Genomic DNA, 19,102 nt, shown 5'->3' with positions numbered 1-19,102 from the left:
GGACATGGGGCTGAGATGGCTTATCAGCGAAGGGTCTACGAGTTCCCCGGCGGCTTCCTGGAAACCAACGCCTACGGGGACGAAGACGACTCAGGGGTCTATCTGGAGTTCTTCCGGTCGGATGACGACACCAGCGACAACGACGAGCGACCGGAGGCGGGACATGCGGTATAAGCCAACGATTCTCGGCTATCTCCGGACCGACATCAGCGGAATGGCATTGCTGTGGGATCAGTCCCAGATCCGCAAGCGAGCCGATCAACTCGGCTACGACTTTGCCGACATGATCGTCTACGACCCCCGATTCGGTCGGCCACCACTGGCCCGGCTGAAGGCACAAGCCACCCGGTTGCATGCTGAGGCCGTAATCGTGCCCAGCGCAGACCATTTCGGCGGGGAGATTCCGGTCGATCTGATCCGACGGGTGGATGTAGTCACGGTGTCGCCGGAGGAAACCTACGCACGGCGCGCTGTGCCACCGCTTCGCGACCTCCCGCCCGCACAAGCAGACGGGGCGTAGCCGGTGATCGTTGATCCATTCAACAACCCGGACAGCCCGTCAGGGCGCGTACAGGACTGGATCACTCACAGATTCGGGCGGTTCATCGCGGCGTACGCCGTGGTGTGTGTAGCGACCTGGCTTACCGCTGGATCATGGTTGACGATTTTGTCGGCGGTGGTGGTCATCGCGTTCTGCATGTCGTTGTCGGTCGCCCTCGTGCACAGCCAGTTCACACGTATCTGTGTGCTGTGCATGCGGGAAGTGCCCGTGGATGCCGCCGAGCGCGCCGAGCGTCGAAGATGGCTGTTACGGGTCTGGCACATCTGGACTGGCTTCGGTGCCTTGCCGATTGTGGCTGTGCTGGCGGTCATCCCGCTTCTGATCTCCGGACACCTCCCCGCCGCTGTCCGCAGCGTGGCTCTTGCGCTCCTGGAACTCTGGGGAATCGCTACGGCAAGTTCGCTTCGCGTCCATCACCGGTTACGGCCGTGGTGCCCGTACTGCCGAGATTGGGGAGAAGACGGCGACATCAAAAAACCGTCGCCCGATCCGGTCAACCATGACGTTCTGACCACCTAGACCACTCCGACGCTCGGGCACCTGGAAGGGGGTGGACCGTTGGCCGGACCGTAGCAGCGGAATCCGCTGCCCTTCTGCACTTCACATAGCTATTGGCACACTTTGGCTATGGGCAGACCCCGGCAGCCGCAACCGCGCCGGGGGTCTGCCGTGCGACGAGAACCGTCTCCGGTCGGATCGAGGCTGCGTCCTCCCTGACAACGGCTTGAAGACGGGTGGCGGCGCGTCGGGTGGCGATCACGGCGGCCGTGGAGCGTTCAGTTCATAGGATCCCTGCGTGACGGATCCCGCACAGATCACCGACGAGCAGATCGCAGCAAAGTGGAGCGAAATCGGGCCATTAATCGAGCAGGCGATGCAACGAGTAGGTGCGATGAACGAGTTTCCAGTCAAAGCAGGTTCTTCACTCGCTGGGGACGATCGTGCCAGCCAGCCTTATCAGGTGTCACACACCGTTCGCTGCTGCATCCATGCGGGAGTGGATCACCTGCATGCGCTGAAGCGTCAAGTTGTTGACGCAAGTGTCCTACATACGATGGCACCGTTCAGCCTCGCGCGTGGAGCGCTCGAGAACCTTTCCATCGCCTACTGGATTCTGCGCCCGCAACGGCGGGATGAGCGAGTGGCACGGACACTCCGATGGCATGCGCGGAACGTTAGGGATGCCGAGCATGCGAAAGCTCCACGGGGCCTTCCCAACAGCCTGTCCGAGCCGTACTTGCTCAAGATCGAGGAAGTCGCCGGTAAGCGCTCTGGCATAACGGCAAAGGTCCGTGACGGGTACAAGAGCTACGACGCCGTGAAGTACTCCCAAGACAATGCTGTAGCCGCTGGATCAGTCTTGTGGGCCTGGCAGCTCTGCTCGGGTTTTGCTCACGGCCGCCCCTGGGCCATCCTCGGTGCCTCAGACCGCGAAACGTACCCAACCTCTGATCCGGATGTGGTGAACCTCCGGCTAAGTGCAAATCCTGTAGCGGTACAGTTCGTGGCACTCGAAGCGCTTCACCTGTTGACCGATGTCCTGCACACGTACGACCAGCGCGCAGGCTCGCATCTGGAGCAGATCGTCATGGCCTGAGTAGCCCGCAGCGCCGGGCCGGACTCCTCCCTCGGCGGTATGAGATCGGTCACCAACGGAGTCAGGCACGGAGCCGAGGGATGGGATCGCGCAGCGATTGAACCTGCTGTGCGGTCTGGCGATCAGGCACGAATCTGGCACAGGCATCTGTAGGCACTTATAGAAACGAGTCGGCCCCTGAACATACGCAATGCTCAGGGGCCGTTTCGTGTCTCAACCACACGAGTCGGGGTGACAGGATTTGAACCTGCGACCCTCCGCTCCCAAAGCGGATGCGCTACCAAGCTGCGCTACACCCCGTTAGGCATCCCGAGGGATCAGAGCGGGTGACGGGAATCGAACCCGCACCATCAGCTTGGAAGGCTGAGGTTCTACCATTGAACTACACCCGCAGGCCGCACACCGGCGCCGCCGGTGTCGCATGCGTTGAGCACTGTACCGAACCTCACTCGCGGAATGCCAATCGGGCCCCGTTCTCCCATGTCGCCGCCGGTCGGGCGGGCGAAACGGCGCGTCGCTCGAGACGCGCGGAAATTGGGTGTAACACCGGCGGGATCTGAGCGATCAACCATCCGATCGCCATTCGCGAGGTTACGGGAACCTGTTCTGAATCAGGGGTTTTCGAAGCCGGGTGGCTTGCTAGGATCCTTTTTGTCCGGACGGGGGTATCTGGAAAGGGGGCGGTGAGCGTGCACCAGTGGTGTAGCCGACCGCGAGGCAGTGAGTTCCAACCGAAGGGCGCGACCGGCGCTGCCGGCACCGACACCACCCGCGCGAGGTGAGTGGGATGCCGGTGCGAATCGATACCCGAACCTCGGCCGTAGTCGCGGCCACCATCCGGGAATGGGTGCGCGCGGTGCATCCGGCCTGGAACGGCGACGGACCCGAACTGTCTCCCGACGAACTCGAAACCATCTTCGCCCGCATCATCGACGAGCTCCTGGAACTGGCCGGGTGCGAACCGTTTCCGGTGCCCGCCGCCCGCGCGGTCGGCCGCACGCTGGCCGAGGCGCCGTTCGACCGGACCCGCATGCTCGCCCCGGCCAGCCGGGCGCTGCTGGGTCTCGCGCCGGGCGATCCGGGCTCGCTGATCGCCACCCGCTGGCCGTTCGTGGCCAGTCAGGCCATCGACAGCTATGCCGAGGCGCTGCAGCAGCGGGCCCTGGCCCAGCAGGAGCGCAGCCTGTCCGAGGCGGTGTCGGTGCGGGTGCAGGAGATCGCGGCGCTGCAGACCCGGCTGCGGCACGAGGCCACCCATGACGCGCTCACCGATCTGGCGAACCGGTCGCTGCTGCAGGAGCGGGTGCGGATGATGCAGACCGATCCCGCGCGCGGGGTGGGGCTGCTGCTCATCGACCTCGACGATTTCAAGGCGATCAATGACGGTTACGGGCATTCGGTCGGCGACGAGGTGCTGGTCACCATTGCCCAGCGGCTGCGCTCGACCTGCCCGCCGGAGACGGTGATCTCCCGCTACGGCGGCGACGAATTCGTGGTCGCGCTGCCCGCGCGGCGCAATACTCTGGGCGAACTGGCCATGCGAGTGCTCGCGGCGCTGTGCGAACCGGTGCCGACGGCCGCGGGTCCGGTGCCGGCCTCGGCGAGTGTGGGCACCGCCTTCTGCCCGCCCGGCCGGGACTGCGATTTCTCGGATCTGCTGCGCAGCGCCGATCGCGCCATGTACTCGGCGAAGACGGCGGGCAAGCGCCAGTTCGCGGTGTCGGAACTCGACGCCGAGGAGGTCGATCCAGGGGGGCGAGGCTCCCGCTTCGCGGCGGTCGCCGGATGACGGCAGCATAGAGCAATTCGTCAGCAAACTACGCCGGGTAGGCTGGTCGGCGTGGCTACGGTAGTCGTTCTGCTCATTGTCATGGTGGTCGTGCTGCTGGCGGTGCTGCTCGTCGGCCGGGCGCAACGCTCGCGCGCCAGTACCCGGCTCGCGGATGCGAAAGCCGATGCGCGCCGGGTGATCGAGCGCCTCGGCGGACAGGTCTACAACCTGAACGGCACCGACGAACCGTCCAAACAGGCCCTCGCCGACGCCGCCGAACGCTTCACCGCCGCCGGCTCGCAGATCGAGCAGGCGCAGACCCCGGCGCAGGCGCGGCTGGCCAAAGAGACTGCGCTGGAAGGGCTCTACTACGTGCGCGCGGCCCGCACCGCCATGCGCATGGATCCGGGCCCGGCGGTTCCCGAACTCGACGGGCAGCGCAGCGCGGGGCGGGTCACCGAGGATCGCGTCGTCGACTACGACGGGCGGCGCATCGAAGCCTCGCCGAACCCGACATCCCGCACGCCCAACTACTATCCGGGCGGCCGGGTGGCCGGACGTCCCGTTCCGGCCGGCTGGTACTCCGAACCCTGGTGGAAGACAGCGCTCGTCGCGGGCGCGTGGGGCGTCGGCTCGGTCCTGCTGTTCGACGCGCTCTTCGGAGGCATGGCCGGCGTCGGTTATGACGCGGCCGCCTTCGAGAACGGTTACGGCGACGGCTTTCAAGCGGGCCTCGACGCCGGCGACAACGGATACGGCGACGCGGATCAGGGCGGCGATCCCGGCTACGACGTGGGCGCAGGCGACCCGGGCTACGGCGACGCCGGATACGATCCGGGCTACGCCGATCCGGGAACCGATACCGGCGGCGGTGATTTCGGCGGTTTCGACGGCGGAGGCGATTTCGGCGGTGGCGGCGATTTCGGCGGCTTCTAGCCGGGTCTCGGCCGGCGGCGGCATGGGTTGGGGCGGCGGCCGCACGGGTTCGGCTCTGGAGAGTGGAGCGCAATGAACTACGGGCAGGCGAACTACGGGCAGGCGAACTACGCTCCGGCGCGGTACTCGGACGGCGACCTCGGCTGGATCGGCTGCGCGGTCAACCTCGGCGCCGGCCTGATCGCGGGCGCGCTCCTGACCTTCGTCTGCTTCGCCCTCGGCGTCTGGTTCTTCGCCTCGGCCCTCTGGGTCGCCTCGATCTACGTGGGCCCGGTCGTCGCCCTGCTGCTGTGGATCGGCCTCGCCGCTTTCATGCTCCCGAGACTGCGCCGCGACGGCGGCCATCCGGCCGGCCTGGTCTTCCTCGGCGGCCTGGGCGCGGTGCCGGTGACCCTGGGCGTCATCGCCGGCACGGTCTGGCTGCTCTACGCCCTGGCCACCTAGCCGTCATCCGGCCTCGAGCACCTCGTCGGCCGCCCGCTCGCCCGCCTGAACAGCTCCGCTGAGGAAACCCATCCAAACGTCGGCCGTTTCGACGCCCGCGAAATGCACACGGCCGACAGGTGTTTTCGGCAAACGGCGCGCGGTGGTGAGCGCACCCACGGCCAGTCCGCCTTCACACCCGTGGGCATACGGCTCGTCCTGCCAGTTCTTTTCGAGATAGTGGCTGGGTGATCCGGCACGCGGCCCGAACAGTTCGGTGCACACGCCGAGCACGGTGCGGCGGCGCTCGGCGGGGTCGGCGGGCCCGCGATCGCCGGGGAGATAGCCGCCCAGGACGCCGGCGTGCCCGTCCGGCGGCGAGACGTCGAGCAGACCCGGCACCGCATCGAGATCCGTCAGCGCCGCGCCTGACAGTCCGGCCTGCCGCCAGAACGGTTGGTCGTAAACAATATTGATCTTGCGCCCGTGCACCGGTTTCCACGCTTGTTGCAGCACTTCGCGATCGGCGGGCAGCGGAGGATCGAAGGACAGCTCCCCGATGCCGGCGGGCCCGATGGCGGCGATCACCCGATCGGCCTCGAATTCCGTTGCGGCACAACGCACCGTGACACCGTCCGAGCGCCGGACGATCTCCCGGACCGGGCTGGAGACCACGATGCGCTCCCCCAGTCCGGCCGCCAGCGCGCGGGTCAATTCCTGTGCGCCACCGCGGAATCGATAGACCGATCCGGAACCTCCGAAGAGAGCGCCGAGACCACCCCAGGTGCGCAGGAAGTGCAGGGCGTACAGCAGCGAGGTCGAATCGGGCAGATACCCGGCGAAATTGGCCTCGAACAGCAGTCGGGCCCGAGGATCGGGCACTTGTTCGCGCAGCCAGGAACCGAAGGTGCGCTGATCCAGCATTTCGGCCTCGGGAGCGGCCCACGGCGCGGCAGCCGGAATCTGCGCGGCCAGACCGTCGAGGGCCGCGAGTGCGCCGAGCACCTGCATGATCACATCGGGTGGCAGCGGCGGCGCGGTCCATCGCGCGGCGAGGTGCAGCGACGCCCTGAGCAAGGGGCGTAGCGCCCGCCGCCCGAACAGTTGCACGGCACGCGAATTCCCGAACCGGAAACCGTGTGCGACACCGGCGGTATAGAGCAGGAACCGGCCTTCGGAGTTGCTCTCGAACAGGTCGACGCCGTGCGCCCGCGCCAACCGGAAGACATTGTCGTGCACCGGGTAGACCAGCGTCGCCCCCTCGTCCACCACGACATCACCCACCCGCCCGGTCAGCGTTCGCCCGCCGACCCTGGGCAGAGCCTCGAGCACGACCACCGAGCGGCCCCGGTCGGCGACTCGCCGGGCGGCAGCCAGCCCGGACAGCCCCGCGCCGACCACTGCGACATCGACCTTGTTCCTGGAGATTGTGGGCATCATGCCGCCCCGCTTACTCGTGCGATAAAGCGATTCGTACGGTGAACGGTTTCCGTACAACGTACGACTTTCGTTCAGTGTACGAGATTTGTATGATCGGTCAATGCCGGAGAGGACCTCGATATGGCTGCGCACCGGAAAGCCCGTGCGCGGCCGGCCCGCCCTGGACCGAGACCGGATCGTCGCGGCCGCGGTGACCCTGCTCGACGAGGAATCCGCATCCGGCTTGACCATGCGCAAGCTGGCCGACCGGCTCGGCGCTCCGCCGATGACGCTGTACGGCTACGTCGCCACCAAGGACGATGTGCTCGAATACGCCGTGGACGCGGTGTTCGCCGAGACGCTCGAGGACGACGACACCGGCGGCGACTGGCGGGACGCATTGACGAGCATCGGGACCCGCACCTTCGAGGCCCTGCTCCGCCACCACTGGGCGGCACCGCTGATCGGCGGAACCCCGCCGCTCGGCCCGGCCGCGGTCGCACAGTTCGGCACGATCCTGCGAGTGCTCACCGCGGCCGGTTTCCACGGCGAACGGCTGGAGGCGGTGACGACCGGCTTCTACTACTACGTGCTGGGCGCGGCCCTGGCGGAATCCGCCTGGGCGCGCGCCGGTCACCCGGCGGTGGAAATGCTGTCCGGGTACGCCGGAACCGATTCGGGAGCACGCTTCCAACGCGGTTTGAGCGCTGTGCTCGAGGGCCTGCGACCGGCGTGAATAAAAAGGCTGGTGAACGGTCTTTTCCAGGAGATCCAGGACACTGAAATTTCCTGGCGAATTCCGCAGCGGATTTCCCGCCCACAGCATTTGACCTGCGATTATCCCATTCCGCGGCGTCAGGTGCGTTGATCGGCCCAATTGCCGATCCGCATTCTGTTTTCCCCGCGCCTGACGGCGCACACCGAAAGGGAAAACAATGACCAAGTCGAAACTGGCCATCTTCTCCATGTTCGCCGCCGCCATTCCGGTGGCGGTCTGCACGGCCACCGCTCCGGCGGCGGGTGCCACTCCGATCACGGCCATTGCGCAACCCGCCCGCGCCGCGGAGCCGGTTGCACTCGCGCAGCCGATTGCACTCGCTCAGCCGGTCGCCCCGGTTCAACCGGTTGCGCTCGCGCAGTCGGCGGACGGCATCGCCTACCTGGCGCCCGCCCCGTTCGATCCGACCCGGGGACTGCGGTCCGACGTCCGGACCAAGCCGGTGACCATCGACAATGCCGCGCGGGCCGGGGCCGCCCGGGGCGCGGCGGTCGGCGGCACCGTGGGCGCGGTGGTCGGCGGTGCGGCGGGCACGCTGCCCGGCGCCATTGTCGGCAGCGGCGCGGTCGGCCTGGTCGGCATGGCTGCCGGCGGACTCGCGGGCGCGGCCATCGGTGCGGGCGTCGGCTGTCTGGTCGGCCTGCCGTATTTCCTGATCGGCTGTGTGGTGGGCGCACCCATCGGCGCCGCGCTCGGCTTCCCCGTCGGCTTGGCCATCGGCGGCACCACCGGTGCGGTGCTCGGCGCCGCGACCGGTGCGGCGGCCACCGCGCCGATCGCGTTCCCGCTGGGCGCGGCCGTGGGCGGGCTGGTCGGCGCGGGCGTGGGCGCGCTGGCCGGGGCCGGGCTGGGTGCGGCCGACTTCTTCGCCGTCGACGAGATGACCCCGAGGGAGGAGGTCTCGCCCGTGGCCGCCCTGGTGAACCAGGTCGCGGCTCCCCTGATGGCGGCTCCCGTCATCGAGGCCCCGGTGATCGAGGCCGCCGCTCCGGCGCCGGTGCAGGCCGACCCGATTGCGGCGGCCATCCAGGATATCGGCGCGGCCGGCGCCGAGCTCGCCGCCTCGTTCGGCGTGCAGCTGCCGGCGTTCTGATTTCCCCGGGAGGCGGGTTCGATCCCAGCACGGGTCGATCCGCCTCCCGGCCTGTCCGGCAGCGAGGCGAATCGTTGCCTAAAGTTTGCCGATTGAGCGAAAGTGGCTGCTAACGTCGGTCGCACCCGAGTTGCCGCCAATGTTCGAATCGAATCGCCAGAGTTCCGAGGAGCCATCGGGTGGTAGCAGTTGGTGCGCGCAAGCGCTTCGCCGAGCGGCTGGGCCTGCTGTTCGAGGCGGCCGGATCACCGACCATCAAATCGATTGTGCGACGGGCGAACACCCGGGGTGTGCCAGGTAGCAGCGCGGTGACCGTGCAGCGGGTGAGCGATTGGCGCCGCGGCAATCGGGTGCCCGCCACCTGGGAGTCGGTACTGCCGGTGCTGGCCGTGCTGACCAGTGACGCCAAGGTGCGCGAGCAGCCCGCGGATCTCGATCCGGAGCTGCTCGAGCTGCATCGCTGGCGGGTTGCCTGGCAGCAGGCCAAGAACGATCAAGGGGATCTCGCCCTGCGGGTGCGCGAGCCCGGCCATCCGCCCTACCGGGGCCTGTCGCCGTACCGCGCCGCCGACGCGGATCTGTTCTTCGGCCGCGAGAACACCCGGGAGGCCGTCCTCGACGCGATCACCGCGCTCGAGGAGGACGACTACGCCCCGCGGCTGGTCCTGCTGGTCGGCGTCTCCGGGGCGGGCAAGTCCTCGCTGCTGGCGGCGGGCCTGCAGGCACGGCCGGAAGACCATGTGCCCGTACTCTTCACACCGGGCGCGCACCCCGCCGCCGCCCTGGACGAGGCGCTGGCCCGGCTGCCCGAGGCGGGCGACGGACTGCTGCTCATCGACCAGGGCGAGGAATTGTTCACCCTGTGCGGCGACACCGTGGAGCGGCGGCGGTTCGTGGAGGAACTGACGCGGGCGACCGCACCCGAGTCCGACCGCCGGATCACGGCCGTGCTGGCGATCCGCTCGGACTTCTTCAACGACGTCATCCAATTCCCGGCCCTGGCGCAGGCGATGCGCGAGAGCTCGGTGATCGTCGGCGCGATGAGCGATGACGAACTGCGCGAGGTCATCACCGGACCCGCGCTGGCCTGCGGCCTGAAAGTGGAGCCCGCGCTCGTGGACATCATCCTGCGCGATCTCGAGACCGCGACCTCCGAGGACGGCAAAGCCGCACTGCTGCCACTGCTTTCGCATGTGCTGGAGGCGACGTGGTCCAGCCGCAGCGGCCGCACGCTCACCCTGGACGCCTATCGCGCGGCGGGCGAGATGGCGGGCTCGGTCGCCGCGGCGGCCGAGCGGATGTGGTCCGGGCTCACCCCGGGCGAACAGCGCACGGCGCGCTCGGTGCTGCTGGCCCTGACGATCATCGGGCAGCGCTCGGTCTCCCGGAATCGCCTGTCGCGCAGCGTGCTCGTCACCGAATCCGAGGATCCGGGCGCGACCGAGGCGGCGATCGGCCGGTTGGTCGCCGCCCGCCTGGTGATCGTGCACGACGACGAGATCGAACTGCTGCACGACGCGGTGCCCAGGGTGTGGCCGCGAATGGCCGAATGGGTCGCGGAGGAAAAGGAATTCGCCCCCGCCCGCCATCGCATCGAGGAGGATGCGCGCGCCTGGAACGCACAGGGGCAACCGGATTCGCTGCTGTACGGCGCCAAACGGCTGGAGCAGGCCGCGCCGGTGCTCGGCGGCAACGGCACGGTCAATCGTGTCGCGCGGGAGTTCATCGCGCGATCGGGCCGGCGACGCCGCGAAATCGTCAGGCGGCGACGGATCCTGCGGGCCGCCGCCGTGTTGCTGGTGGTGGGCGCGCTGGTCGCCGCCGTGCTCGCGGGCACGCAGCGGCGGGCGCTGGTGCGGGAGCAGCACGACGCGCGAATCGCGGCGCTGGTGGCCGAGTCCCGCCGCGCGGTGGACTTCGATCCGGCGGAGGCGACCCGTATGGCCTTGGCGGCCTATCGGCTCCGCCCGGGTGATGCGGAGACGCAGGCGCGGCTGCTCGCCACCCAGTCCACGCCCGTCATCAATGCCTCCTCCGATCGCCACGCCGGGCGGATCAACGCACTCGCCTACGATCCGCGGACCCGGGTGCTCGCCAGCGCCGGCGACGACACCCGAATCCGGTTGTGGGCCACCCACGGTGGCCTGCGGCCGACCGCCCTGGGCGCCGGTCTGCGCGGTCATTCCAAGGCGGTGGGCTCGATCGCGTTCGCACCCGGCGGCGCCGTGCTCGCCAGCGGGAGTTACGACGGCACCGTGCGATTCTGGGCTACTCGCGACCCGGAACAGCCGCGCGCACTGGGGGTTTCCGATCTCGGCTCACCCGTGCTCGCGCTGGCGTTCACACCGGACGGCCGCTCGCTGATCGCGGCGGACCGCAACGGCGCCCTCACCCTGCTCGATACCGGCGATCCGGCGGCCCCGCGCGTGCGCACAACCATTGCCGCACACACCAATTCGATTTCGACGCTGGCGCTGAGCGCCGATGGGGCGCTGCTCGCCACCGGGGGCGAGGACCGCACCGTCCGGCTGTGGGACATCACCGACCCGGGCAGCCCGGCCCCGCTCGGCGGGCCACTCGTCGCCGCGAACGACAGCGTGCACGCGCTCGCCATGAACCCGGACGGATTGCTGGCCGTGGGACTGGCGAACGGATCGGTCCGGCTGTGGTCGCTCGCGGACCGGAACGCACCGCGCGAGTTGGGCATTCAGCAGACGCGGCACGGCGGCGCGGTCGACGCGCTCGTCTTCGGCCCGGGCCAGCTGAGCTCGGGCGGCGCCGACGGGGCGGTGGTGCTGTGGCAGCTCACGCCGTCCGGATTCCAGCCCGTGGGTCACCCGGTGCGCGGCAATCGCGGGGCCATACCCGCCCTGGGCCTGACCCAGGACAACAATCTGATCTCCGCCGGCGGCGACGGCCGGATCCGGGTCTGGTCGCTGCCGCCCGCCGATATCCCGGTGCTCACCGACTCACCGTTCACCTCGATCGATATGGATGCCGCGGGCACCCGGCTGATCACGGGTGAGGACGACGGCGACTTCCAGGTGTGGTCTCTCGCGCACGACAATCGGGTGACCTTCGCCGGCGCGGCCCGCGCCGCGGTGGCGCCGTACAGCGGTGTGCGGGTGGGGATTCGGCCCGACGGCAAGACGTTCGCAGCTTCGGATTCCGGCGGCGGCGGCTTCCAGCTCTGGGATATCGCCGACCCGGCCCGGCCCACCGCACTGGGATCACCGCAATCGCTGCGGACGCACTACTTCACCGAGACCGTCTTCGGACCCGACGGCAGTTTCCTGATCACCGGCGACGACGACACCTCGCTGCGCATCTGGGATGTCGGCGATCCCGCCCGGCCGGTCCCGCTCGGCGCCGGATCGGCGCAAACCACGAGATCCTTTCGATCGCTGGCTGTTTCGCCTGACGGCAAGCTCGCCGCGACAGGCTCCGGCGACGCGATCATCTACCTGTGGGACATCTCCGACCACCGTCGCCCGACCCTGCGCGCCCGCCTGACCGGCCACGAGGGCCCGGTCGCCGCCCTCGCCTTCGCCCCGGACGGCCGCTACCTGTTCAGCGGCGGCGACGACGAATCGATTCGCTCCTGGGACATCACCGATCCCGCCGCCCCGCGCCCCTCCGGCCGCACCCCCGCCCACACCGCCCCGGTCGCCGAACTGTCGGTGGACAGCACCGGCCGCCGCCTGGTCTCCTCCGGTGTCGATCAAACCGTCCGCCTGTGGAACATCACCGACCCGGCCGACATCCGCCCCCTCGGCAGCTCCCTCTCCGCCGAATTCGGCTGGCGCTGGTTCGTCCGCTTCGACCGCAATCGCGACGACCACGTCTTCGGCATCGGCGACTCGGTATCCCAACTCTGGGCCACAGACCCCGCGGAAGTGGCCGCGGACCTCTGCGACCTGGGCATAGGCGACACCGGCAACGAAGTCGGCCGCACCGACCTCCTCGACGGAATCACCCTGTGCCCCTGAAGGGTCCGGCGTCAGCCCGGCTGACAGGTGGGGCACCAGAACAGGTTTCGGCCCTCCATGTCCGCACGCACGACGGTGGCGCCGCACAGACGGCAGGGTTCGCCAACCCGGCGATAGACGTAGGTGCGAGGCCGGTCGGAGGCGTAGGACGGTGCGCCGTGATCGTGTTCGGGGCGCACCACGTGCATCTTGCCGCGACGGACGCCGACCTTCATGAGTTCCACCAGGTCGGCCCACAGCGCATCCCATGCGGTGCGGCTCAAGGATTTTCCGGGGCTGTGCGGTGAGATGCCGTGGCGGAACAGGACTTCGGCCCGGTAGACGTTGCCCACTCCGGCCAGAACCTTCTGGTCCATGAGGAGGGCGCCGATGGGGCGCTGGGAGCGGTGGATGCGGGCCCAGGCCTTGTCCGGATCGGCGTCCTTGCGCAGAGGGTCGGGGCCGAGGCGGGCGGTGAGGGCGGTGACCTCGGGGTCGAGGAGGATTTCACAGGCGGCGGGGCCGCGCAGGTCGGTGCCGTAGAGGTCGCCGTTGCGGCCGCCGCCGATCAGGCGCATGCGGACCTGGCCGACGGGATCGCCCAGGGGGTAGGGGGATTCGGTGAAGGTGCCGTACAGGCCCAGGTGGACGTGCACGGTCAGGCCCGAATCATAGTGGTGGAGCAGGTGTTTGCCCCAGGCCTCCGCGCGGGTCAGCACTCGGCCGTCGAGGCGGGCGGCGTCGGCGGCGAAACGGCCCTGGGGGCTCGACACTCGGACCTGACCGCCGGCGAAACGCTTGTGGTGCAGTTTCGCCAGGCGGTGCAGCGTATGGCCTTCCGGCACAGGTCAGTACGCGGGGACGGCCGGGGCGATGCCGGTCTTCTCGTACTCGGCCAGGATGTCGATGCGGCGCTGGTGGCGCTCCTCGCCGGACCAGGCGGTGGTGAGGAAGGCGTCGACGATGGCGAGGGCCTCGGGGAGCGGGTGCATGCGGCCGCCGATGCCGATCAGCTGGGCGTTGTTGTGCTCGCGGGCCAGCTTGGCGGTCTCGACGCTCCAGGCCAGGGCGCAGCGGGCGCCGGGGACCTTGTTGGCGGCGATCTGCTCGCCATTGCCGGAGCCGCCGAAGACCAGGCCCAGGGAGCCCGGGTCGGCGACGGTGCGGCGGGCGGCCTCGATGCAGAAGGCCGGGTAGTCGTCGAGGGCGTCGTATTCGAGAGCGCCGCAATCGACGACCTCGTGGCCTTGGCCCTCCAGGTGAGCCTTGACGTGGTTCTTCAGTTCGAAGCCGGCATGGTCGGCACCCAGGTATACGCGCATGGCCCGATTCTGTCAGGGCCCGGCTCACGGAAAACCGCAGGGGCCGTGACCGAACTAGAGTGCAGGTCATGACGTCCGACGATCAGTCAGTACCGCCGGCCGCGCATGCGGGGGGTCCTCCGGCCGGTGAGCGGCCGGGGTGGAATCCGGTGACCGGCATGTCCGGGTGGAATCCGCAGGTGGGGCCGCCGGGGTGGGCGGCACAGGTGCCGTATTCGCCGCCGCAGGTTCCGCCGCATCAGCAGACGCGGGGGTTGTCGCCGTTCGGGATGCCGGCGCGGCACAGCTGGGAGATTCCGCTGCTGGTGGTCGTGGTGGTGACGACGGCGCTGGTGTATTTGTTCGCGTTGCTGATGCTGGTCACGGGATCGTTGAACGACTATGTGCTGCTGATGGTGTTCGCGCCGGTGCTGCTGTGGATCGGGCGCGGTATGAATTACGCGACGCTGCGGGTCAATGGCGTGAAGATGTCGCCGACGCAGTTTCCCGAGGGTTATCGGATGGTGCAGGAGGCGGCGGCGCGGCTCGGGATGAAGAAGCCGCCGGACGCGTACGTGGTGCTCGGCAATGGCGCCATCAATGCCTTCGCCTCGGGGCACGGGTTCCGCCGGTTCGTCGCGGTGTACAGCGATCTGTTCGAAGTGGGCGGCGCCGCACGGCAACCCGATGCGCTGGCGTTCATCATCGGCCACGAGGTGGGGCACATCGCGGCGGGGCATGTCTCGTACTGGCGGCAGTTCGGCATGTTCCTGGTGCCGTTCCTGCCGGTGCTGGGGAGTTCGCTGATCCGCTCGCAGGAGTACACGGCCGACAATTACGGCTACTGCAACCGGCATACGGGCGCGCCGGCCGCCATGCAGACCCTGGCGGCGGGCAAGTACCTCAACAGCCTGGTCGGCTTCGACGAGATGGCCGATCGCGCCGCCGCCGAGAAGGGCGGCTTCGTCTGGTTCGTCAATGCCATGTCCAGCCATCCGGTGCTGACCTGGCGCATGTGGGCGCTGCGCGACCGCAGCCGCCACGGCCGGCTGTTCCTGCGCCCGAGCGCGCCCGCGCAGCCGCCGCTGGCTCCGCCGCCGTACGGGTATCCGCCGTATCCGCAAGGGCCGCAGGGTCGGTACCCGTACCCGGGCGGTTACGGTGGCGCGCCGATCCAGTACAGCGTCGGCGGACCCGGCGGCGGATCCATGCCGTACCCCGACCCCGGTGGGTACGGCGGCCCGTCGCCCTACTCTCCCGGCGGATACGGCGACAGCGGCTGGGCCGGTCCTGGTGGCTACGGCGAGGGTCGCCCGTCCGATTCCGGTGGATATCAGACCCCGTCGCAGTCCGAGCCCGGTTCCTCGGACTGGTCCGGCTCGGGCAGTTCCTCGGGCTCCTCGGACTCGAGCTCGAGTTCTTCCAGCTGAACGGGTCCGGGAGTCGGTCCCGGACCCGTTCCACCGGGCTCAGTCGAATTCCGGGTCTTCGGTGCGGGTGCGCTTGAGCTCGAAGAAGTGCGGGTAGGAGGCGAGGGCGACGACGCCGTCCCACACCTTGCCCGCCTCTTCACCACGCGGAATGCGGGAGAGCACCGGCCCGAAGAAGGCCACATCGTTGACGTGGATGGTCGGGGTGCCGACATCCTTGCCGACCTTGTCCATCCCGGCGTGATGCGAGGCGCGCAGGGCCTCGTCGTGGTCGGTGCTGTCGGCGGCCTCGATGAGCTCGGCGGGCAGACCGGCCTCGGCGAGCGATTCGGCGATGACGACCTTCAGCAGGTCCTCGCGCCCTTCGTACTCGGCGCGGCGATTGTGCAGGCGGGTGCCGAGCGCGGCGTAGAGCGGCGGCAGCACCTTGTCGCCGTGGGCCTGGGCGGCGGCGATGGCCACGCGCACCGGACCCCAGCCGGTCCGCATGAGTTCCTGGTACTGCTCGGGCAGGTCCTCGCGGTCCTCATTGAGCACCGACAGGCTCATCACATGGAACTGGACCTCGATATCGCGGACCTGCTCGACCTCGAGGATCCAGCGGGAGGTGATCCAGCACCACGGGCACAGCGGGTCGAACCAGAAATCAACCCGGTCCTTCTTGGCGTCGCTCACGAGAGCTTCCTTTCACGTCAGGTCGCGGCCGGTGGGGACGGCCGTACTCCATGCGCAACAACGGACATTCTTCCCGGTATTTCCGCCGGGGCCCCGCAACCGCGCGTTAGGGTCGGGTCATCAAGCCTCATCGTCGTCGGCCGCTGTGCGCGGTGCAGGGAGGTTCGGCCATGACCACCAATTCCAGGTTCGTGATCGCGGGCGGCGGACTCGCGGCGGCCAAGCTCGCGGAGGCCTTGCGAGCCAATGATTTCGACGGCACCGTGCATCTGATCTGCGCGGAGGAGCGGCTGCCCTACGAGCGGCCGCCCCTGTCCAAGGACTGCCTGCTGGGCAAGAAGACGCCCGAGGACGCCATTGTCGACCCGGCGCAGTGGTATCGCGATCACCATGTCGAGGTGCTGCTGGGCACCACCGTCACCGCGGTCGACCGCGCAGCCAAAACCGTTGCGCTGCCGGACGGTACGACCCTGAACTACGACAAGCTGGCGCTGGCCACCGGATCCCGGCCGCGCACCCTGCCGATACCCGGCTCCGATGCGACCGGGGTGCACACGCTGCGCAATGCCGAGGACGCCGAGGCGCTGCTGGAGATGTTCCGCGCCGCACGGAAATTGGTGGTGATCGGGGCCGGTTGGATCGGGCTGGAGGTGACGGCCGCGGCCCGCAATGCCGGGCTCGAGGTCACGGTGCTGGAGACCTTGCCGGTGCCGTTGCAGAACGCCCTGGGCCCGGAGATGGGCGCGGTCTTCGCGCAACTGCACCGCGATCACGGCGTGGACCTGCGCTGCGAGACCAAGGTCGCCGAGATCGTGACCGCCGACGGCCGCGCCACCGGCGTCAAGCTGGCCGACGACACCGTCATCGATGCCGACGCCGTGCTGGTGGCGGTCGGCGCGCGGCCGAATATCGAGCTCGCGGTGGACAGCGGCCTGGCCGCCGAGGGCGGTGTCCTGGTGGACGAGAGCCTGGCCACCAGCGATCCGGATATCGTCGCCGTCGGCGATATCGCCGATCAGCAGCATCCGGTGCTGGGGCAGCGAATCCGGGTGGAGCACTGGGCCAATGCGCTCAATCAGCCCGCGGTCGCGGCGGCCACCATGATGGGCAAGCAGGCCGTCTACGACCGGCTGCCCTACTTCTTCACCGATCAATACGACCTCGGCATGGAGTACACCGGCTACGTGGCCCCGGGCCGGGAGGCCCGCGTGGTGGTGCGGGGCGATCTGGGCAAGCGCGAGTTCGTGGCGTTCTGGCTGGATTCCGGCAATCGGGTGCTGGCGGGCATGAACGTCAATGTCTGGGACGTGACCGAGCGGATCAAGGAACTGATACTCAGCGGCGACCCGGTCGATCCGCAACGATTGGCCGATACGGGCGCACCGCTGTAGCCGCCCGGCGAAAGTATGTCGAAAATGCGGGCGGGGTTCCGACCTCTCCGCGAGAGCGCCACCGCGGCGCTCGGAATCGAGGAGCTCCACCGTGAAATACATGCTGCTGAAGACCTACGGCCCCGCCGCCCACTGCGATACCCCGATCACCGAGTGGACGATGGAGGAGATCCAGGCGCACATCGACTTCCAGCGCGTCCTCGGCCAGGAACTGGCCAGATCCGGTGAGCTGATCGACGCCCAGGGTCTCGCGGGTCCGGACGAGGCCCGGCTGGTCAGCTCGGACGGGCGGTCCGCGCCGGTGGTCACCGACGGCCCGTTCCCGGAGACCAAGGAATTCCTGGCCGGCTACTGGATCGTCGATGTGGACAGCCCGGAGCGGGCCATCGAGATCGCGGCCAAAGCCTCGGCGGGTCCCGGCCCGGGCGGTAAGCCGATCGGCGAGTACATCGAGGTGCGGGCGATCATGAGCGCTCCCTCCACCGAGGTCTAGCCGGTCCCGATCCGCCGATGTCTGCCGCTACCTATGAAGTCGACGACCTGCTGCGCGAACTCGCGCCGCAGGTCCTCGGCGTGCTCATGCGCCGCAATGGGGATTTCGACGCCGCCGAGGACGCTCTGCAGGAGGCCATGCTCGCCGCGGCGACGCAATGGCCCGAGCAGGGGCTGCCGGAACATCCGCGCGCGTGGCTGATCTCGGTCGCCCAGCGCCGGCTGGTCGATACGATTCGCGCCGAGGTGGCGCGCCGCAATCGCGAGGCCGCCGACGCGCTCCGGGAAGTCCCGATGCCGGCCGATGTGCTGTCCGACGGCGATGCCGACCGCGACGACAGTCTCACCCTGTTCTTCCTGTGCTGTCATCCGGTGCTGTCGGCGGCGAGCTCCATTCCGCTGACGCTGCGCGCCGTGGGCGGCCTCACCACCGAGGAGATCGCCCGCGCCTTCCTGATCCCGGAATCGACCATGGCGCAGCGCATCTCGCGCGCCAAGAAGCGCCTCGCGAGCGTCGACCGGCCCTTCGCCATGCCGGGCGAGGACGACGCCTATCCGGCCGCCTGGCGGGAACGCGTCGGGGCCGTCCTGCACGTGCTGTATCTGATCTTCACCGAGGGCCACACCACGACCGGCGCGCACTTGCACCGCGCCGACCTCGCCGCCGAGGCCATCCGCCTGACCCGCGCCCTGCATCGCCTGCTGCCCGGCGACACCGAGGTCACCGGCCTGCTGGCGCTGCTGCTGCTCACCGATGCCCGCCGCGCCGCCCGCACCGGTGCGCACGGCGAGCTCATCCCGCTGGCCGAGCAGGATCGCGGCCGCTGGGATCGCGCCGCCGGACTCGAGGGCGTCAAGCTGGTCACCGCGACGCTGTCCACCGGCCTCACCGGGCCGTATCAGATCCAGGCCGCCATTGCCGCCCTGCACGCCCAGGCCGGGCGGGCGGAGGATACGGATTGGGGGCGAATCCTGGTGCTGTACAACAAACTCGAAGCCGTGGCGCCCAATCCGATGGTGACGTTGAACCGGGCCGTGGCCACCGCCATGGTGCACGGCCCGCAGGCCGGGCTGGAGCTGGCCGCCACGCTCGACGACACGCTGTCCGGCTCACACCGGCTCGACGCGGTCCGCGGCCATCTCTACGAGATGTCGGGCGACCGCGACCGCGCCATCGCTCACTATCTGGCCGCCGCCAACCGCACCACCAGCACGCCCGAACGCAACTACCTCACCCTGCGCGCCGCGCAACTGCGCACCGCGTAG

At 69.1% G+C, this 19,102-nt stretch carries 17 protein-coding genes, 2 tRNA genes and 1 pseudogene; 14 read left to right on the top strand and 6 right to left on the bottom strand.

Annotated features, from left to right (window positions below):
• Positions 1 to 15: 15 nt before the first annotated feature.
• The 4 genes from ACFVIV_RS20035 (at position 16) to ACFVIV_RS20020 (ending at position 2,159) form a co-directional block, all read left to right on the top strand.
• Complete coding sequence (locus ACFVIV_RS20035; protein ID WP_379198338.1) at positions 16 to 174, top strand: hypothetical protein; 159 nt, start codon at positions 16 to 18, stop codon at positions 172 to 174.
• Complete coding sequence (locus tag ACFVIV_RS20030; protein ID WP_379198336.1) at positions 164 to 520, top strand: hypothetical protein; 357 nt, start codon at positions 164 to 166, stop codon at positions 518 to 520. Before ACFVIV_RS20035 ends, ACFVIV_RS20030 begins: the two co-directional genes overlap by 11 nt.
• Before the next feature lie 3 nt (positions 521 to 523).
• A complete protein-coding gene (locus ACFVIV_RS20025) occupies positions 524 to 1,081 on the top strand; it encodes a hypothetical protein (RefSeq protein ID WP_379198334.1) in 558 nt (185 codons plus the stop codon).
• Positions 1,082 to 1,358: 277 nt separating this feature from the next.
• Positions 1,359 to 2,159 carry a hypothetical protein gene (locus tag ACFVIV_RS20020; protein WP_379198332.1) on the top strand — a complete coding sequence of 267 codons (801 nt, stop codon included), beginning with the start codon at positions 1,359 to 1,361 and terminating at the stop codon, positions 2,157 to 2,159.
• A gap of 226 nt (positions 2,160 to 2,385) precedes the next feature.
• Here ACFVIV_RS20020 and ACFVIV_RS20015 read toward each other — a convergent pair.
• Both ACFVIV_RS20015 and ACFVIV_RS20010 read right to left on the bottom strand, forming a co-directional pair.
• Positions 2,386 to 2,459, bottom strand: a tRNA-Pro gene (locus ACFVIV_RS20015).
• Between the two features lie 21 nt (positions 2,460 to 2,480).
• A tRNA-Gly gene (locus ACFVIV_RS20010) sits at positions 2,481 to 2,551 on the bottom strand.
• 395 nt (positions 2,552 to 2,946) lie between these two features.
• Between ACFVIV_RS20010 and ACFVIV_RS20005 the strand changes: the two genes are divergently transcribed.
• From ACFVIV_RS20005 to ACFVIV_RS19995, 3 genes are all read left to right on the top strand, one after another.
• On the top strand, positions 2,947 to 3,948 hold the full coding sequence (locus ACFVIV_RS20005) for a diguanylate cyclase domain-containing protein (protein ID WP_379198330.1): 1,002 nt from the start codon (positions 2,947 to 2,949) through the stop codon (positions 3,946 to 3,948).
• Positions 3,949 to 4,029: 81 nt separating this feature from the next.
• Entirely contained in the window at positions 4,030 to 4,866 is an 837-nt protein-coding gene (locus ACFVIV_RS20000; RefSeq protein WP_379198525.1) for a DUF1542 domain-containing protein, read from the top strand.
• A 72-nt stretch (positions 4,867 to 4,938) separates the two neighbouring features.
• Positions 4,939 to 5,310 (top strand): hypothetical protein, encoded by a 372-nt coding sequence (locus tag ACFVIV_RS19995; protein ID WP_379198328.1) that lies wholly within the window; start codon positions 4,939 to 4,941, stop codon positions 5,308 to 5,310.
• 3 nt (positions 5,311 to 5,313) lie between these two features.
• Here ACFVIV_RS19995 and ACFVIV_RS19990 read toward each other — a convergent pair whose 3' ends face one another.
• A complete protein-coding gene (locus tag ACFVIV_RS19990) occupies positions 5,314 to 6,729 on the bottom strand; it encodes a flavin monoamine oxidase family protein (RefSeq protein WP_379198327.1) in 1,416 nt (471 codons plus the stop codon).
• Between the two features lie 100 nt (positions 6,730 to 6,829).
• Here ACFVIV_RS19990 and ACFVIV_RS19985 point away from each other — a divergent pair, with 100 nt between their 5' ends.
• From ACFVIV_RS19985 to ACFVIV_RS19975, 3 genes are all read left to right on the top strand, one after another.
• Positions 6,830 to 7,444 carry a TetR/AcrR family transcriptional regulator gene (locus tag ACFVIV_RS19985; RefSeq protein WP_379198325.1) on the top strand — a complete coding sequence of 205 codons (615 nt, stop codon included), beginning with the start codon at positions 6,830 to 6,832 and terminating at the stop codon, positions 7,442 to 7,444.
• A 199-nt stretch (positions 7,445 to 7,643) separates the two neighbouring features.
• Complete coding sequence (locus ACFVIV_RS19980) at positions 7,644 to 8,579, top strand: hypothetical protein (RefSeq protein ID WP_379198323.1); 936 nt, start codon at positions 7,644 to 7,646, stop codon at positions 8,577 to 8,579.
• A 179-nt stretch (positions 8,580 to 8,758) separates the two neighbouring features.
• Positions 8,759 to 12,568: a hypothetical protein gene (locus ACFVIV_RS19975; protein WP_379198321.1), complete on the top strand. Its 3,810-nt coding sequence runs from the start codon at positions 8,759 to 8,761 to the stop codon at positions 12,566 to 12,568.
• Positions 12,569 to 12,579: 11 nt separating this feature from the next.
• On the opposite strand, the gene ACFVIV_RS19970 is transcribed toward ACFVIV_RS19975, so the two are convergent.
• Positions 12,580 to 13,392, bottom strand: coding sequence for an Fpg/Nei family DNA glycosylase (locus tag ACFVIV_RS19970; protein ID WP_379198319.1), 813 nt, complete (start codon positions 13,390 to 13,392; stop codon positions 12,580 to 12,582).
• 3 nt (positions 13,393 to 13,395) lie between these two features.
• Positions 13,396 to 13,869 (bottom strand): ribose-5-phosphate isomerase, encoded by a 474-nt coding sequence (locus tag ACFVIV_RS19965; RefSeq protein WP_379198317.1) that lies wholly within the window; start codon positions 13,867 to 13,869, stop codon positions 13,396 to 13,398.
• A 269-nt stretch (positions 13,870 to 14,138) separates the two neighbouring features.
• On the opposite strand from ACFVIV_RS19965, the pseudogene ACFVIV_RS19960 reads away from it, so the two are divergent.
• Positions 14,139 to 14,972 (top strand): annotated as a pseudogene (locus ACFVIV_RS19960) (M48 family metallopeptidase); the annotation flags it as partial.
• A gap of 345 nt (positions 14,973 to 15,317) precedes the next feature.
• Here the strand turns inward: ACFVIV_RS19960 and ACFVIV_RS19955 are convergent.
• Complete coding sequence (locus ACFVIV_RS19955; RefSeq protein WP_379198315.1) at positions 15,318 to 15,953, bottom strand: DsbA family protein; 636 nt, start codon at positions 15,951 to 15,953, stop codon at positions 15,318 to 15,320.
• Between the two features lie 170 nt (positions 15,954 to 16,123).
• On the opposite strand from ACFVIV_RS19955, the gene ACFVIV_RS19950 reads away from it, so the two are divergent.
• From ACFVIV_RS19950 to ACFVIV_RS19940, 3 genes are all read left to right on the top strand, one after another.
• The gene (locus ACFVIV_RS19950) at positions 16,124 to 17,344 is read left to right on the top strand and encodes an NAD(P)/FAD-dependent oxidoreductase (protein ID WP_379198313.1); all 1,221 of its coding nucleotides are present in this window, start codon (positions 16,124 to 16,126) and stop codon (positions 17,342 to 17,344) included.
• 91 nt (positions 17,345 to 17,435) lie between these two features.
• Complete coding sequence (locus ACFVIV_RS19945) at positions 17,436 to 17,837, top strand: YciI family protein (RefSeq protein WP_379198311.1); 402 nt, start codon at positions 17,436 to 17,438, stop codon at positions 17,835 to 17,837.
• A 17-nt stretch (positions 17,838 to 17,854) separates the two neighbouring features.
• Positions 17,855 to 19,102, top strand: coding sequence for an RNA polymerase sigma factor (locus ACFVIV_RS19940; protein WP_379198309.1), 1,248 nt, complete (start codon positions 17,855 to 17,857; stop codon positions 19,100 to 19,102).

Origin of the sequence: Nocardia sp. NPDC127526 (assembly GCF_042672265.1) — a bacterium.
Taxonomy (GTDB): domain Bacteria; phylum Actinomycetota; class Actinomycetes; order Mycobacteriales; family Mycobacteriaceae; genus Nocardia.
This window is presented reverse-complemented; position numbering and strand designations above follow the sequence as displayed.